16 protein-coding genes are annotated in these 15,521 nt (G+C 36.2%); 10 read left to right on the forward strand and 6 right to left on the reverse strand.

All coding sequences use genetic code 11. The features are described from left to right. Positions 1 to 69 precede the first annotated feature (69 nt). On the reverse strand, positions 70 to 705 hold the full coding sequence (locus tag LCM23_RS02600) for a Bax inhibitor-1/YccA family protein (protein WP_224935416.1): 636 nt from the start codon (positions 703 to 705) through the stop codon (positions 70 to 72). Positions 706 to 828: 123 nt separating this feature from the next. Continuing rightward, the gene (mscL, locus tag LCM23_RS02605; protein ID WP_224935419.1) at positions 829 to 1,260 is read right to left on the reverse strand and encodes a large conductance mechanosensitive channel protein MscL; all 432 of its coding nucleotides are present in this window, start codon (positions 1,258 to 1,260) and stop codon (positions 829 to 831) included. Positions 1,261 to 1,555: 295 nt separating this feature from the next. Between mscL and LCM23_RS02610 the strand changes: the two genes are divergently transcribed. Both LCM23_RS02610 and LCM23_RS02615 read left to right on the forward strand, forming a co-directional pair. Then, on the forward strand, positions 1,556 to 2,635 hold the full coding sequence (locus tag LCM23_RS02610) for a hypothetical protein (protein ID WP_224935421.1): 1,080 nt from the start codon (positions 1,556 to 1,558) through the stop codon (positions 2,633 to 2,635). Between the two features lie 65 nt (positions 2,636 to 2,700). Continuing rightward, a complete protein-coding gene (locus LCM23_RS02615) occupies positions 2,701 to 3,621 on the forward strand; it encodes a hypothetical protein (RefSeq protein ID WP_224935423.1) in 921 nt (306 codons plus the stop codon). A 192-nt stretch (positions 3,622 to 3,813) separates the two neighbouring features. Here LCM23_RS02615 and LCM23_RS02620 read toward each other — a convergent pair whose 3' ends face one another. Both LCM23_RS02620 and LCM23_RS02625 read right to left on the reverse strand, forming a co-directional pair. Continuing rightward, entirely contained in the window at positions 3,814 to 5,046 is a 1,233-nt protein-coding gene (locus LCM23_RS02620) for an aminopeptidase (protein ID WP_224935426.1), read from the reverse strand. A gap of 199 nt (positions 5,047 to 5,245) precedes the next feature. Continuing rightward, positions 5,246 to 7,339, reverse strand: coding sequence for a DNA topoisomerase III (locus LCM23_RS02625; RefSeq protein ID WP_224935430.1), 2,094 nt, complete (start codon positions 7,337 to 7,339; stop codon positions 5,246 to 5,248). Between the two features lie 311 nt (positions 7,340 to 7,650). Between LCM23_RS02625 and hutH the strand changes: the two genes are divergently transcribed. After that, the gene (gene hutH / locus LCM23_RS02630; RefSeq protein ID WP_224935432.1) at positions 7,651 to 9,138 is read left to right on the forward strand and encodes a histidine ammonia-lyase; all 1,488 of its coding nucleotides are present in this window, start codon (positions 7,651 to 7,653) and stop codon (positions 9,136 to 9,138) included. A gap of 52 nt (positions 9,139 to 9,190) precedes the next feature. Here the strand turns inward: hutH and LCM23_RS02635 are convergent, their stop codons facing one another. Further along, the gene (locus LCM23_RS02635) at positions 9,191 to 9,352 is read right to left on the reverse strand and encodes a hypothetical protein (RefSeq protein WP_224935434.1); all 162 of its coding nucleotides are present in this window, start codon (positions 9,350 to 9,352) and stop codon (positions 9,191 to 9,193) included. 95 nt (positions 9,353 to 9,447) lie between these two features. On the opposite strand from LCM23_RS02635, the gene LCM23_RS02640 reads away from it, so the two are divergent. From LCM23_RS02640 to sinI, 6 genes are all read left to right on the forward strand, one after another. Next, entirely contained in the window at positions 9,448 to 9,825 is a 378-nt protein-coding gene (locus LCM23_RS02640; protein ID WP_224935437.1) for a DnaJ family domain-containing protein, read from the forward strand. 205 nt (positions 9,826 to 10,030) lie between these two features. Next, positions 10,031 to 10,819, forward strand: coding sequence for a flagellar motor stator protein MotA (motA, locus tag LCM23_RS02645; protein ID WP_224935439.1), 789 nt, complete (start codon positions 10,031 to 10,033; stop codon positions 10,817 to 10,819). Beyond that, complete coding sequence (gene motB, locus LCM23_RS02650; RefSeq protein WP_224935443.1) at positions 10,816 to 11,583, forward strand: flagellar motor protein MotB; 768 nt, start codon at positions 10,816 to 10,818, stop codon at positions 11,581 to 11,583. The genes motA and motB overlap by 4 nt, the downstream gene beginning before the upstream one ends. A gap of 116 nt (positions 11,584 to 11,699) precedes the next feature. Continuing rightward, positions 11,700 to 12,794, forward strand: coding sequence for a carbohydrate kinase (locus LCM23_RS02655; RefSeq protein ID WP_224935446.1), 1,095 nt, complete (start codon positions 11,700 to 11,702; stop codon positions 12,792 to 12,794). A 14-nt stretch (positions 12,795 to 12,808) separates the two neighbouring features. Beyond that, positions 12,809 to 13,714 (forward strand): pseudouridine-5'-phosphate glycosidase, encoded by a 906-nt coding sequence (locus LCM23_RS02660; RefSeq protein WP_224935449.1) that lies wholly within the window; start codon positions 12,809 to 12,811, stop codon positions 13,712 to 13,714. Between the two features lie 317 nt (positions 13,715 to 14,031). Then, the gene (gene sinI, locus LCM23_RS02665) at positions 14,032 to 14,157 is read left to right on the forward strand and encodes a DNA-binding anti-repressor SinI (RefSeq protein ID WP_224935452.1); all 126 of its coding nucleotides are present in this window, start codon (positions 14,032 to 14,034) and stop codon (positions 14,155 to 14,157) included. A 155-nt stretch (positions 14,158 to 14,312) separates the two neighbouring features. Here sinI and LCM23_RS02670 read toward each other — a convergent pair whose 3' ends face one another. Beyond that, positions 14,313 to 14,633, reverse strand: a complete 321-nt coding sequence (locus LCM23_RS02670) for a helix-turn-helix domain-containing protein (protein ID WP_095370084.1) — start codon at positions 14,631 to 14,633, stop codon at positions 14,313 to 14,315. A 341-nt stretch (positions 14,634 to 14,974) separates the two neighbouring features. Between LCM23_RS02670 and LCM23_RS02675 the strand changes: the two genes are divergently transcribed. Next, positions 14,975 to 15,490, forward strand: a complete 516-nt coding sequence (locus LCM23_RS02675; RefSeq protein ID WP_224935455.1) for a type 1 glutamine amidotransferase domain-containing protein — start codon at positions 14,975 to 14,977, stop codon at positions 15,488 to 15,490. Positions 15,491 to 15,521: the final 31 nt, after the last annotated feature.

Genomic DNA, 15,521 nt, shown 5'->3' on the forward strand with positions numbered 1-15,521 from the left:
CCAGATTTATTCATTTTTGGGCATAAAAAAAACGACAGAAGTATTCTGTCATTTTTATCATGTTACTTGTTATTTTCTATCTTTCAGTAAACCAATTAGTCTAAGTAAGTTTAGGAAGAGATTAATAAAATCTAAATACAAATTCAAAGTGTAAGTTGGGATTTGACTTTTTTTAATACCGTATCTTTTCAAACGATTAAAGTCATATAGAATATAGCCACTGAATATAAGGACACCTATAAATGAATAAATGAGTAGTGAAGTGTCATCTAATGGCCAAAAGATTCGTATGATAGCCATGATGATAAAGGCAAGTAAGGCAATTGATAATATACCGCCTAAAAAACTAAAATCTTTATTTGTAATAGTGGCATAGCTCGCAATAAAAATAAAAATGATAGTTGTTGCTATGAGCGTCATTAGTATCGTTTGCATACCTATTGAAGACACATATTGATATAGAATGGGATAAATAGACAAGCCAGATATAAAGGTAAATAAGAATAAGAAAAAGTAGGAAATCCCCTTTTTTCGTCTAAGAAAAAAAGCGATGATTAACATAATTACTTCAATTATCTTGATCGGAAGAAAATACTGACTTGGAACAACTGTACCAAGAAAGACCCCAATAGTGGCAATAGCAAGAGAAATCATAAAAATAATAATAACACGACGAAAATATTGTTTTTGAATAGATGATGGCATTGGACCACTTCTTTCTATATAAGATTACCTGTGTGTTTAGATGCAGGAGCATTTATGTGGGAAATAGGAAAAAGAACAAATGATATGATGAGATGTCTATCATTTGTTCTTTCATATTTTTATTTAGGACTCATGATTTTGTTTTTTGCTTATATCAAGTGAGTTCTGCTCTTGTCTTTGCAACAAGTCACGAATTTCGATTAGTAATTCTTCTTTTGCATCTTTTTCTGGCGGTTCAGGCGTAGTCTCTTCTTCTTCTTTTTTCCTAATTCTTTTGTTCATAAATTGGACAAAAAGAAATATGGAAAAAGCGACAATCAAAAAGTCGAAAACGGTTTGAATAAATTGTCCATATAGTATAACAGATTCCCCAAATGGAGGGGAATAAGAGAGTTTTGTGAAATCGACTCCACCGATAAAAATTCCAAGAATAGGCATAATCAGATCATTCACTAGAGAAGTAACAATTTTTCCAAATGCTGCCCCAATAATGACCCCGATTGCCAGGTCTAACACATTCCCTTTCATAGCAAATTTCTTAAATTCTTGTAACATAGTAAAAAATCCCTCCAAATCAAAAAGTAGTTCTTATGTTGAATTCTTTAAGAAACATTGTATATAAATATTTAAACATAGTAAACGGGAGAATTCAGGACATTAAGTTTACTTTACGATTATTTATTCTGTTTGTAGTATTGTTTCAGATTTGTTACAATTTAGAATGTCAATAAAGAAATGTATGATAGCTTAAAAATAAAATTGACAACTAGTCTTTCATAAAAAAGGACTTTACTTAGAATATTAAGCACTTGGCAAGGGCCAAGTGATTTTTGTTGATAGGGAGATTTAAATGAAGAAATATTTATATATATTAATGTTAACTACGCTCATGTCTGGTTGCATGAATGAGTCAAAGGTGAATAAACAAGAAATGGAACCAAGTTCAACTGTTGCTCATGAAGCAGATGAAGTAGAAAAACAACAGGTGGCGGTCCTTAAAGAAAATGCCATTTACGAAACAACAATGGTGGATGGGGATAAAAGTTATGAAGTATATATTTCCTCAAATCAAGATGATAGCAATCAATATTCATTTTTTGTTGCTGAAGAGAATGGTAAACTGGCATATAGCCAAGAGCTTGCCTATGAGAAATTCAATAAGAATAATATCTATTCACTGAATACAAATAAACAAACGCTTATTATATTATCGCTTGAAAAGAGTGAGGAAGTATCGTCACTTCGTGTTATTTCAATGGACCAAGGGATATTGAGAGAGGTACCGATTGAAGGCGGAGAATTGCTTAACTTAACAGATAGAAAACTTAAATCCTTAAGTCAAAATATCCTTCAATCAGCCTATCCAGTTAATCAAAATGAATCGATTTTTCGCAGCTGGGAATTACAAAAAGATCCATTAGTCCTTTCCCTTTATGATGAAGCAACGGTAACTGAAGATTCTGGTGCTTATCAAACTTTATTAGATCAGTCTTGGATGGATATTTGGAGCGAGACGGAAGAAGTGTTTTATCCTTATGAAAATATCGAATTGACTAAAGAAGTGATTGAAAGAGCGAAAATGGGTATACCTATGGGTGGCCCTTATCCAATTGGTACGAACATAGAAGACATAAAAAAATCTAATCCTTATTACATTCAAGAGGGAATACTTCATGGTCAACAGTATTTAATGTATCCAGAAACAATCTACTACTATAACAGAGAAGATGGGGCTGTATCTACTGTTGCCATCCCAGGGGAAAGATTACAATCTTCATTAGCAGATCTCAAGAAGTTATTAGGAGATCCAGTTAAACAAGAAGAGGAGAACGGTTTAATCTATTCTGAATTTCTTGCAGATAAATATGTTCTTAAAACCTATACGAATGAATCAGGAGAGATCAAGCAAATCTCATTAAGCAAGCAATAAAACATTAGATTTTGATCATAGGTAGGCTGCGAAATTTTTAAAAACAAGATAGTAGCAGCCTATTTGTGCTGCCTAAATTCAAAGGATTCTCGCATGGCAATTCGCTCAGCAAGAAAAACAGAACTGAGCGCTTTGCAAAAGGGATCAGCAAATCACTCAGAGAGAAACTAGAGAGTGAGCGCTTTGCAAAAGGAGTTTGCAGATCACTCAGCAAGAAAGCAGAGAGTGAGCGCTTCGCAAAAGGAGTTTGCAGGTCACTCAGCAAGAAAACAAGAACTGAGCGCTTTGCAAAAGGGATTAGCAAATCACTCAGAGAGAAAGCAGAGAGTGAGCGCTGCGTAAAAGGAATTTGCAGGTCACTCAGCAAGAAAACAAGAACTGAGCGCCACGCAAAAGGAGTTAGCAAGTCACTCAGAGAGAAAGCAGAGAGTGAACGCTTTGCAAAAGGAGTTAGCAAGTCACTCAGCAAGAAAACAAGAACTGAGCGCTTTGCAAAAGAGATCAGCAAGTCACTCAGAGAGAAAGCAGAGAGTGAGCGCTTTGCAAAAGGAGTTAGCAGGTCACTCAGCAAGAAAGCAGAGAGTGAGCGCTTTGCAAAAGGAGTTAGCAAGTCACTCAGAGAGAAAGCAGAGAGTGAGCGCTTTGCAAAAGGGATCAGCAAGTCACTCAGAGAGAAAGCAGAGAGAGAGGGCTTCGCAAAAGGAGTTAGCAGGTCACTCAGCAAGAAAACAAGAACTGAGCGCTTTGCAAAAGGAGTTTGCAAGTCACTCAGAGAGAAACTAGAGAGTGAGCGCTTTGCAAAAGGAGTTAGCAGGTCACTCAGCAAGAAAGCAGAGAGTGAGCGCTTTGCAAAAGGAGTTAGCAGGTCACTCAGCAAGAAAGCAGAGAGTGAGCGCTTTGCAAAAGGGATCAGCAAGTCACTCAGAGAGAAACCAGAGCATGAGCGCTCCGCAATAATCTGTTCCTCAAATAGCAATATTACTTAGAGTAGTAGGAATAACAATAAAGTATGATTCACAAAAAACAGAATGCTCAGGGGGCGTGCTTACACGTTCACAAAAGATAATGTATTCACAAAAAAACACGAAAAGTAGACCTAAACGATAGAGTTTAGGTCTATAAGAGGCTTAACATATTTATTCTAGTCTAGTGCTTACGTAATATTTGGTCATTCATTGTTAAAATGCCCAATCCCCTTTACGGAATACAGGCTCTGTTGTACCATCTTCAAGGATACCGTCAATATCCATTTCAGAGGAACCGACCATAAAGTCTACATGGGTGATACTTTCGTTTAATCCGTTTGTTTCTAGCTCTTCACTATTCATTTTTTTGCCACCTTCTACACAGAAGGCGTAGGCGCTGCCGATAGCGAGGTGATTCGATGCATTTTCATCAAATAATGTGTTATAGAAAAGAAGGTTTGATTGAGAAATTGGTGATTGAAATGGTACAAGCGCGACTTCACCCAGATAATGAGAGCCCTCATCTGTCTCAACTAGTTGTTTTAAAATTGCTTCGCCTTCCTCAGCTTTATAATCAACTATTCTTCCATCTTTAAAAGTAATGGAGAAGCGGTCAATAATGTTACCACCATAACTAAGTGGTTTTGTGCTTGCGACAGTGCCATTTACACCATATTTATGTGGCACTGTGAACACTTCCTCTGTTGGCATGTTTGCCATGAATTCATGACCGTTTTCATTGACGCTTCCAGCACCAATCCATAAATGTTTTTCTGGTAATTCAATCGTCAAATCTGTTCCTGGTGCGGTGTAATGTAATTTTTTATAACGTTTTTCGTTTAAGTATTCTACTTTTTCGTGTAATATTTGATCATGATCTTTCCATGCTTGGATAGGATCATCTAAATCAGTTCGTGTTGCTTTAAAGATAGCATCCCAGAGTAAGTTGACTCGTTCCTCTTCTTTTGCGTCAGGGAACACCATATTCGCCCAAGCTTGAGAAGGTGCGGATATTACTGTCCAGCTTACTTTATCTGTTTGCACAGCTTTACGATATTTTGCTAATGCTTGACCTGATGCTTTTTGGAATGTGCTGATTTTCTCAGGGTCAATTCCTTTCAGTAAGTCAGGGCTAGAAGAGACAATCGCAATAAAAGCTGCTCCGTTTTCAGCTAATTCTTCCGTTTCACGCGCACGCCATTTCGGATACTCTTTAAAGGAATCAATCGGTGCTAATTCATACTTTGTACGAGAAACAATATCATCATTCCAGTTCACAATAACTTGATCAGCACCAGCTTCATAAGCATTTTTTACAATTTTTCGAACCAATTGGGCAGAATCAATAGAAGTATTGATGACTAATGATTGACCTTTTTGAATATTGACACCCACTCTAACTGCTAATTCTGCATATTTGTCGAGCTTTTCTTCAAAAGTACTCATACTATGTACACTCCCTTTGTCAAAAACTTCTTACTTATTGTAACTTTTCTATAGGAAAAAAGAAACTTTTTATCTTCATGACAAAATAGAGGGAAGAACTACACGGTTTACATGGTAAAACATATGCAAGAAGTTGCTCATGATATAACAAAAAAACTGCCAAAACAGCAAGATTCTTACTGGATTGACAGTGTTATGTTTACTCTTTATCTTCCATTGCTTGTTTTAACAAGTCACCAAGGCTCGTACCGAATTGATCATTTTTAGCAGAGTATTTCTGAACAAGCTTTCTTTCTTCACGTTTATTGACTTTTTGTTTCTTATCTGCCGCTTTTTCAACCACATTACATTTGCGACATTGGAAGTAGGTGCCGGCTTTCCCGTTGTGAACTTCCATCTTTTTATGACATTGAGGACAACGACGATTAGAAAGCTTTGGATCTTTTCTTTTTCTGAAGTTACAATCAAGACTCGAACAAACGAGGATTTTTCCATCTTTCGTATTCCGTTCTTTTAAGAAAGAGCCGCATTCAGGACATTTCGATCCGGTTAAGTTATGGGCGCGGTAAGACTTATCACTTTTCTTTACTTCGGATACAATTTGCTTCGTTTGTTGTCTAATTTTCTTTAGAAAGTCATCACGTTTTGCTTTTCCATGTGCGATTGCTTCAAGTTCTTTTTCCCATTTAGCTGTTAATGCTGGGGATGTTAATTCATCATTTACAAGATCCATTAACTGCTTTCCTTTTTGGGTGGAATGAAAGCGCCCGTTTTGTCTTTCCACTACTTCTGATGAGATAAGCCTTTCGATAATTTCGGCACGCGTTGCAGGTGTACCTAAACCGAATTTCTCCATCCCTTGTAACAGATCGGCTTCACTTAAGCGAGCAGGGGGCTCTGTTAATTTTTTTACCGTCTCGACTGTATGAACTTGCAGCTGTTTCCCTTGTTGTAACTGATTCAACGCAGTCTTTGAATTTTGTTCATTCGTAGATGAATGGAGCGTTTTAAACCCTAAGTCAATGATATGGGTTTCTTTAGCTACGAACGTTTCACCAGCTATATCTAACTTTAATAGTATACTCTCATATTGATATGGCGGATAAAATAAAGCAAGGAATCGCTTAGCAATGATATCAAATAATTTTTTCTCATCTGTTGATAAATCACTGAGATGTACTCTTTGTTCTGTTGGTATGATAGCATGATGATCCGTCACTTTACTATTATTAAATACCTTTTTGGCAAGTACCTTACCCTTTTTCGCAAGCAAAGGTTTTACTTCTGTACTATAAGCACCAGCAATTGCCTCTAATCTTTCCATCATTGTACTTTCCATATCGCTTGTTAAATAACGAGAGTCTGTACGTGGATACGTTACGATTTTATGTTGTTCGTACAATTTTTGCAGTACAGATGATGTTTTTTTAGCTGAGAAGCCGAATTTTTTATTGGCATCACGTTGTAGCTCAGTTAAATCATATGGAAGTGGTTGTGCTTCACTTCTTTCTTTCCGAGTAATCGATTGCACTGTTGCTTTGGCTTTTGTTGTTTGTTTTTTAATCGTTTCAGCTTGATCACTATGAAAAATTCGTTTCTCACCATTGTTTTCCCATTCTGTTTCTAATACGCCTACTTTTGCATGAATCATCCAATAATCCTGTGGGGTGAATTTCTGGATTTGCTTCTCACGATCCATAATAAGGGAAAGCGTTGGAGTTTGCACTCTACCAGCAGAAAGAGGTTCTTGATACTTCGTTGTTAATGCACGTGAAATATTTAATCCAATGAGCCAATCTGCTTCAGCTCTGCAAACAGCAGAATCATATAAATTTAAAAAGTCTTTCCCTGGTTTAAGGTTTTTAAATCCTTGTTGTATTGCTCGATCGGTGACAGATGAGATCCAGAGGCGGTGGATTGGCTTTTTCCATTTAATCTTCTCTAAAATCCATCTAGCAACTAACTCACCTTCACGCCCAGCATCAGTTGCGATAATAAAGTCTCCTACATCATTTCGCTTGGAAAGATGCTCGACCGTTTTAAATTGATGACTTGTTTGCTTCATTACCTTGATGCCCATCTTATCAGGAATAATTGGCAGGTCTTCTAGTTTCCATTGTTTGTATTTGCTATCGTAATGTTCGGGCATCTTGAGTTCTATTAAGTGACCAAGCGCCCAAGTAACAATATAATGCTTGCCTTCTATATAGTTTTTATGCGACTGATTGCATCCTAATACTCTGGCTATTTCTCTGCCGACACTTGGTTTTTCGGCTAATACTAATGATTTCATATTTTCTCCCTTCCAAAAAAAACAATCTCCTAAACTAAAGGGTCGTTAATTATTATAGCGGAAAATGGAATGAATTTATATGGGTTGCTCTATTGCTTTATTTGGCTAACATGGTAATCAGGTAGAATATGGTAAAAATCAATTGACATGAATAAGTACCGCTTTATAATATAGATATAAGACAGATTAAATAGGTGACGTATCATGAGCGTAAATAAAAATGTATTTTTTTTAATAAAAAGACCCAAGTATCATTTCGGTGATACTCGGGTCTTTTCTTTATTTTGCTAATGTGATAAGGAGGTAATAAGATGATTGAATTAACAGGGGAACATCTGACAATAGAGCAAGTGAAAGCGGTTGTCTTTCATGGGGAAGAAGTTAAAATTGCCCGTAAGAGTATAGAAAATGTAGAAAGAAGTCATATGGCTGTAAAGAGAATCGTTGCGGAAGGAAAAACGGTATATGGGATTACGACTGGTTTCGGTAAGTTTAGTGATGTTCATATTGATCGCAAACATGTAGAGGAGTTGCAGATCCATTTAATACGCTCTCATGCATGTGGAGTGGGTGAGGCGTTCTCAGAGGAGGTCTCGCGGGCAATGTTATTGTTAAGGGCTAATGCGCTCATAAAAGGGCATTCAGGGGTTCGTCTTGCATTAATTAATAGACTACTTACTTACCTTAATCAACGAATTCATCCCGTCGTTCCTCAGCAAGGATCCTTAGGTGCAAGTGGTGATTTAGCACCACTATCCCATTTAGCACTTACACTAGTTGGTGAAGGTGAAGTCTTTTTCAATGGACAAAAACAAAAGAGCGCAGAAGTACTACAGGCATGTGATCTTACTTCGCTGACTTTAGAAGCAAAAGAAGGTCTTGCGTTGATTAACGGTACGCAAGCTATGACCGCTCAAGGAGTTATCGCCTATATTGAAGCAGAAAACTTAGCTTTTGAAAGCGAAAAGATTGCAGCTATATCGGTAGAAGCATTAAATGGGATAATCGATGCATTTGATCATCAAGTACATGAAGCTCGTGGTTATCCTGAACAAATCGCAACAGCAAAACGAATGAGGTCATACTTAAGTGGTAGTAAGTTAACTACTGTTCAAGGAGAAATGAGGGTCCAGGATGCCTACTCTATAAGATGTATTCCGCAAGTGCACGGGGCTACTTGGCAAGCACTTAACTATGTGAAAGAAAAGCTCGAAATTGAAATGAATGCTGCAACAGATAACCCTTTAATCTTTGATGATGGAGAAAAAGTAATTTCAGGCGGGAATTTTCATGGTCAACCCATTGCGTTAGCTATGGATTTTTTGAAAATTGCCGTTGCTGAGTTAGCGAATATATCTGAAAGAAGAATAGAAAGGTTAGTTAATCCACAACTCAATCAATTGCCCGCTTTTCTTAGCCCAGAACCGGGGCTGCAATCAGGTGCCATGATTATGCAATATTGTGCAGCTTCACTCGTGTCAGAGAACAAAACACTTGCTCATCCTGCTAGTGTTGATTCTATTCCTTCTTCTGCTAATCAAGAGGATCATGTAAGTATGGGAACAATTGGTGCAAGGCATGCCTATCAAATCATAAAAAATGTAAATAAAGTGATCGCAATTGAATTGATTTGTGCTATGCAAGCGGCTGAATTTAAGGGAATAGATAAAATGGCTAATCATACCCGCTCACTATATGAACAAGGGCGAACCATTGTACCAACAATTAACCAGGATCGTATTTTTTCTAACGATATCGAAAAGTGCACGGAGTGGATTAAAAGTAAAGCTTATCATTAACTTTTTTTATTAAAAAGGCTGTAATCCCTAAGGTTACAGCCTAATAAAAATATTAACGGTTTTCACTTTGTTCAATGCGATTTTTAAAGGCTTCTTGAACGACTAAAAACTCCTCGTCTTCTTGCGCTTCAGTTGATTTTTCTTTTTGATATTGTTCATTAAACGCACCTGGATGCTGTTTGTTCTTATGATTAAAATGTTTACCTCTTGACATAGTGAATCGCTCCTTTCTATTTTATATTTCCCTTCATTCGTTAGGGATATGTAACTGCATGGAGTATAATAAGATGAAGGTGAGGTGTTCATTTAATGGATTTATTCTCAATTTTAGCAGAAGAGAAAATCAAACAAGCGCAAAGACAGGGAGAGTTTGCTCATTTAAAAGGGCATGGTAAGCCATTACCGAAAGATGAACTAAGTGGGGTACCAGAATCTCTAAGAATGTCTTATAAAATAATGAAAAATGCAGGATATACAACAAAAGAAATCGATCTTAGGAAAGAGATGCTAACAATTGAACAATTAATTGCAAGTTGTGAGAATGAAGAGAAAGAAGGAGAACTAAAAAAAGAGCTGAATGAAAAGAGGTTAAAATTCCAATCTTTGTTATCAGAAAGAAAAGTGGCAACAAACACACAAATTTTCAAAAATTATGAACAGAAAATCGAAAACAAGCTTTTTAAATAACCATACAAAATGATGCTATTCATTCATTTTTGTGTGGTTTTTTTATGTATATAAACACAAAAAGACAAATAGGATAAAAGACCTTATTAAGATGCTTCAATTACATAGAAATATGTCGAAATAAAACAAAGAAACCAGTATCTGATAAAAAAGTAATGAGTAAAAAGTTTTGAAGTAAGTATTTTTTGAAGTAGGTGTGATAAGGATGGATAAAACAACTTGGATAGGTGTCATATTAGGAATTATTGCAGTTGTGTTAGGTATGTTTCTAAAAGGAGTAGGACTGGGTGTATTAGTAAATCCGGCTGCCGTTATGATTATTATCGTTGGGACAGTAGCGTCTGTTTTAATCGCTTTTCCAGTCTCTGAAGTGAAAAGAATACCTAAAATAATGGGCGTAATATTCAAAGAAAGAGAGACATTACCGATGTCTCAAATCATTAGCCAATTTGCTGATTGGGCTCAGCTTGCACGTAAAGAGGGGTTGTTATCATTAGAAGTAAGAATAAATGAAATCAATGATCCCTTTTTGAAGAATGGTTTATCACTTGCAGTGGATGGACAGAGTGCCGATTATATTAGAGACGTATTAAATGAAGAAATTGATGCAATGGAAGAGCGCCATCAATCGGCAGCGCAAATATTTTCTCAAGCAGGAACATATGCCCCCTCACTAGGTGTATTAGGTGCAGTAATTGGATTAATTGCGGCATTAGGAAATATGAGCGATATTAACGCATTAGGTGAAGCAATAAGTGCTGCATTTGTGGCTACGATGTTAGGTATCTTTACGGGATATGTATTGTGGCATCCATTTGCAAATAAGTTAAAGAGGAAATCTAAAATAGAAGCTAAACATAAGAGGATGATGATAGAGGGGATTTTATCTATTTTGGAGGGAGAATCTCCACGTGTAATTGAGCAAAAACTATCTTCCTATTTACCAGGAAAAGAAAGAAAAGAATTTATAGAAGAAGGAAGCATAGAATCATGACTAGAAGGAAGAAGAAGAGTCACGAAGATGAGCATGTTGATGAATCCTGGTTACTGCCTTATGCGGATTTACTTACATTATTAGTTGCTTTATTTATCGTCTTATTTGCTTCTAGTGCAATCGATGTTCAAAAGTTTCAAAAAATGTCCACAGCGTTTAATGAGGTTTTTTCTGGAGGTAATGGTGTAATTGATTTTCCTAGCCCAATGCCAGAAGGAAGTATGGCCCCTCAAAAAAAAGAAAGTGTGTCAGCTAGTCAACTGTCTGGTCTTTCTGATGAGGAACAAGATACTGAGGAACTTAAAAAATTAAAAGCCAAAGTTGATCACTATATTATCAGTAATGATATTACTGATAAGTTTGAAACGGAGCTTACAACTGAAGGACTGCTTGTGACGATTCGAGATAATGTATTATTCTCTTCAGGTAGTGCAGAAGTAAGAGCTAGAGATATACAAACAGCAGAAGAAATCTCTGAACTACTTGTGATGAATCCTCCAAGAAATATTATTATTAGCGGACATACAGATAATGTACCGATACGGAATGCTAATTTTGAGTCAAACTGGGAACTCAGTGTAATGAGAGCTGTCAATTTCATGAAAGTCCTTTTACATAATCCAGAACTTAATCCTGAATGGTTTAGCGCCAAAGGTTTTGGTGAATATAAACCTAAAGAATCGAATGATACGGTTACGGGAAGAGAAAGAAATCGTAGAGTAGAAATTTTAATACTTCCGAGAGAATTGACAACCAACAGATAAACTTCGAAAGAGTTTATCTGTTTTTTTATGTAAAACCCCATGAATATAATTAGAATTTGCAGAAATATCAAACTATTGTTTATAATATAGACAAATGTTTTAAGGAGGGGGAGCCATTGAATGAAAAAGAGCAGCAAATTTTAAATTCCATAAAAGATAATCCTTATATTTCACAGTCTGAGCTAGCAGACAGCTTAAGCATTTCTCGTTCTACCGTTGCAGGCTATATTTCCTCTCTTACAAAAAATGGCTATATATTAGGTAGGGCTTATATTTTACCAAAGCAACCATCTATTTTATGTGTGGGCGCTGCCAATATTGATAGAAAATTGCAAGCTGTGGACAGCTTAGATGAAGGGACATCGAATCCTGCGAAAACTGAACAATCAGGAGGAGGGGTAGCAAGGAATATCGCGGAGAATTTGGCTAGACTTGAAATGTCCGTTTCTTTATTATCTGTTATCGGTGAAGATCACGAAGGTACATGGTTGTTTGATCGCCTAAAGCCACTAGTAGATACAACACCATCGATTATTATACCTACTTGCCGAACAGGAACTTATACAGCAGTGTTGGATAAAAAGGGAGAAATGAGAATAGCATTATCTGATATGGGAATTAACGATATCCTCGATATGGAGATAATCGAATCACGATGGGGGTATTTTACTTCGGCTAAAATGGTTGTTCTAGATACAAATTTCCCAAGTGTTATATTGACAAGAGTAATAGAAAAATGTAAACAATTCAACACACCATTATGTATTACGACAGTATCTACAGCGAAAATAAAAAGACTCCCTGCTCAACTATTAGGTGTGAGTTTTCTTATTGCCAATAAAGATGAGGCAAGTTTGCTTTCTGGAGTAAAACTTACAAGTGAAGGAGATTACTTTAAAGCATGTGAAATCATTTTAGCAAAGGGTGTAGAAAGAGTGATAATAACGAGAGGGGAAAAGGGCCTTGTTTTCGCCACACAAGATGGAGAGGCAGGAGCTATTATGCCCCCTTTTGTTCAGGTCGTTGATGTAACAGGTGCTGGAGATGCCTTAGCATCAGGAATTATTTATGCACATCATAAAGGCATGCATATAGAAGATGCTTGTAAAATAGGAATAATCTGTGCAAGTGTAACGCTTACAAGTAAGGAAACGGTTCATCCACAATTAAGCCAAAAGAAACTACAACATGCCTTTCAAGAATATTTTTAGAGGAGTTGTTACAAATGAGAAAAGATTGGTTAGATTACTCTGATGAGGTGATCGAAGCAAAAAAACAGTTAAAACCAATTGTCGCACTCGAATCAACAATCATCTCTCACGGTATGCCTTACCCTCAAAATGTGCAAACAGCCAAAGAAGTTGAAATGATTATCAGGCAGAATGGGGCAATCCCAGCAACCATTGCTATTATAGAAGGTAGAATTAAAATTGGGCTATCAGACGCAGAACTTGAACTACTTGCAACGAACGATTCAATTATGAAAGTTAGCAGAAGAGATTTTCCCTATGTCATTGCAGCGAAGAAACATGGAGCGACAACTGTTGCTGCCACGATGATTTGTGCAGAACTAGCAGGGATTGAAGTATTTGTAACAGGGGGTATTGGAGGTGTGCACAGAGGGGCAAGTGAAACAATGGATATATCAGCCGATTTGCAGGAATTAGCAAAGACAAATGTCGCTGTCGTTTGTGCCGGTGCTAAATCGATCCTCGATATTAAATTAACAGCTGAATATTTAGAAACATATGGTGTCCCAATCATCGGCTACCGTACAGATAAGATACCCGCTTTTTATACGAGAAAGAGCCCGTATAATGTTACTATTCGTGTGGATGAGATAAAAGAAATTGTTGAAATGATGAAGGTAAAGTGGGGACTAGGCTTAAATGGAGGGCTAGTTATTGCTAATCCGATACCAGAAGCGGATGCTATGAATGAATTGGAAATGAATGAGATGATTGATCAAGCTCTTGTTCACGCAGAAGAAGAAGGTATCTCAGGGAAAGAGATCACACCATTTCTCTTATCTATGATTAAAGAATTAACCGGTGGTAAAAGCTTGGCTGCCAATATTGCATTAGTTAAGCATAATGCTGAAATTGGGGCAAAACTTGCTATGCAATTATAAATCAAGATATAAAGTATCTAATTTTAAAAATCAAAGAGGAAACTGAACATCAATCAAACTTTTAAAGGGAGGAATTGAAGTTCAGTTTTTTCATTTATGGGTAGTTTTCAACTTAAAAGTTCCGATTTATTCCTCTATTCTACAAGTTTCATTATACTCTTGTCGTTTTTTGATTGAAAATGAAGAAAAAAATTAGCAGATTTTAGAATGAACAAGTAGTAAAATGTAAATATCTACAATAGTCTGAAAATAAAGCGGGGTTTATTGCAAAATAGGACTAATTGAGAATATGCTTCAAGTCTAAAGGGGGATTTAATTTGGAAAGGTCTTTAGTTATAGAAACACTAGATGAAGAATGGCTTGCCCTTATTGAAGAAGCAAAACAATTAGGTTTGAATAAAGAAGAGGTGAGAATTTTTCTACAAGCTAAAGAAGAGGATTAACATGACGTCGAGGCCTCCGAATTAATGAGCTTACGATTATGGTTAAAATAGAACAAAAAAATATAAAAAGAAAAAAACCTCCGATAATCGCGAAGATTATCGGAGGTTTCATTCATATCTCTTTTTATCTTTATAGATTCGTTTGTAAGCTTGTCTTATTTATTTCTAGTCTTCCACTTATTAAAGTCGAGAAACTCCCGAAATTCTTCTTTTGAAACCCCAGATTCCATCGCTTCTTTGACTATATTTATCCAATCAGTATCTAATTCTTCTTTATTAATTTGATCATGGATAAGGTGATCAACAGGTACATTGAGTACAGCTGCGATTTTTTCGAGGAATTGAATGGAAGGGTTCGTTTGTAAATTTCTCTCCAATGAGCTTAAGTAGGATTTTGCTACTCCTGCTTGATCTGCAAGCTCTGATAAAGACATTTTTTTCTCTTGTCTTAATGCTTTGACTCGATTACCAATCATCACGTTCACCCTATCTATCTTTGTTGTTAACAGTATCATATCAAAAAAAGAGAATCCAACCGCTTATGTCCGTAAATTGTAATCGCTTAGTCTTTTAATTGTAATAAAAAATTTTTAATCATTACATTACGGAGCTGCCGATATAAATGAGACTGTATAAACTGAATAGATTGAATTCTTACCGTTCTAAAAGAATTTTAACAGAAAATAAATATCAAGTATAGTTGTAGAGCATGTTTTCTTTGATATATTAATTAACATACATATATGTTTTAAGGGAAGACTTTCAGGGAACGGACATAATATAACCAACAATATAAACCATAAAGGAGAGATAGTAAATGAGTAAAAAAATTGCTTGTCTAATTACCGATATGTTTGAGGACTCTGAGTATACAGAGCCAGCAAAAAGTTATAAGGAAGCAGGACATGAGATTATTACAATTGAATCTGAGGCTGGTAAAGTCGTAAAAGGGAAACAAGGTAATGATCAAGTGACAATTGATAAAGGTATAGATGATGTGAATGCAGATGAGTTTGATGCTCTCTTTATTCCAGGTGGATTTTCTCCTGATATGTTAAGAGCAGATGATCGTTTTGTTCAATTTACGAAAAAGATGATGGATGCGAAAAAACCTGTTTTTGCTATTTGTCATGGACCACAATTATTAATTTCTGCTAAAACATTAGAAGGTAGAGGAGCAACAGGCTATAAATCGATTCATGTAGATATGGAGTATGCAGGAGCTAAACTTCAGGATAAAGAAGTAGTGGTTTGTCAGGATCAACTTGTGACGAGCCGTACACCTGATGATATTCCTGCCTTTACAAGAGAGTCTTTAAAATTACTCGGATAATTTCTGAAAAGCAAACGTTGCATGATTTTTG

Origin of the sequence: Cytobacillus kochii, assembly GCF_020171845.1 — a bacterium.
Lineage (GTDB): Bacteria > Bacillota > Bacilli > Bacillales > Cytobacillaceae > Cytobacillus > Cytobacillus kochii.

What these genes read in the sequence shown, in the direction of transcription:
- LCM23_RS02600 (WP_224935416.1), bottom strand. Translation starts at nt 705, where the DNA reads ATGCCATCATCTATTCAAAAACAATATTTTCGTCGTGTTATTATTATT.
- mscL (WP_224935419.1), bottom strand. Translation starts at nt 1,260, where the DNA reads ATGTTACAAGAATTTAAGAAATTTGCTATGAAAGGGAATGTGTTAGAC.
- LCM23_RS02610 (WP_224935421.1), top strand. Translation starts at nt 1,556, where the DNA reads ATGAAGAAATATTTATATATATTAATGTTAACTACGCTCATGTCTGGT.
- LCM23_RS02620 (WP_224935426.1), bottom strand. Translation starts at nt 5,046, where the DNA reads ATGAGTACTTTTGAAGAAAAGCTCGACAAATATGCAGAATTAGCAGTT.
- LCM23_RS02625 (WP_224935430.1), bottom strand. Translation starts at nt 7,339, where the DNA reads ATGAAATCATTAGTATTAGCCGAAAAACCAAGTGTCGGCAGAGAAATA.
- hutH (WP_224935432.1), top strand. Translation starts at nt 7,651, where the DNA reads ATGATTGAATTAACAGGGGAACATCTGACAATAGAGCAAGTGAAAGCG.
- LCM23_RS02635 (WP_224935434.1), bottom strand. Translation starts at nt 9,352, where the DNA reads ATGTCAAGAGGTAAACATTTTAATCATAAGAACAAACAGCATCCAGGT.
- LCM23_RS02640 (WP_224935437.1), top strand. Translation starts at nt 9,448, where the DNA reads ATGGATTTATTCTCAATTTTAGCAGAAGAGAAAATCAAACAAGCGCAA.
- motA (WP_224935439.1), top strand. Translation starts at nt 10,031, where the DNA reads ATGGATAAAACAACTTGGATAGGTGTCATATTAGGAATTATTGCAGTT.
- motB (WP_224935443.1), top strand. Translation starts at nt 10,816, where the DNA reads ATGACTAGAAGGAAGAAGAAGAGTCACGAAGATGAGCATGTTGATGAA.
- LCM23_RS02660 (WP_224935449.1), top strand. Translation starts at nt 12,809, where the DNA reads ATGAGAAAAGATTGGTTAGATTACTCTGATGAGGTGATCGAAGCAAAA.
- LCM23_RS02670 (WP_095370084.1), bottom strand. Translation starts at nt 14,633, where the DNA reads ATGATTGGTAATCGAGTCAAAGCATTAAGACAAGAGAAAAAAATGTCT.
- LCM23_RS02675 (WP_224935455.1), top strand. Translation starts at nt 14,975, where the DNA reads ATGAGTAAAAAAATTGCTTGTCTAATTACCGATATGTTTGAGGACTCT.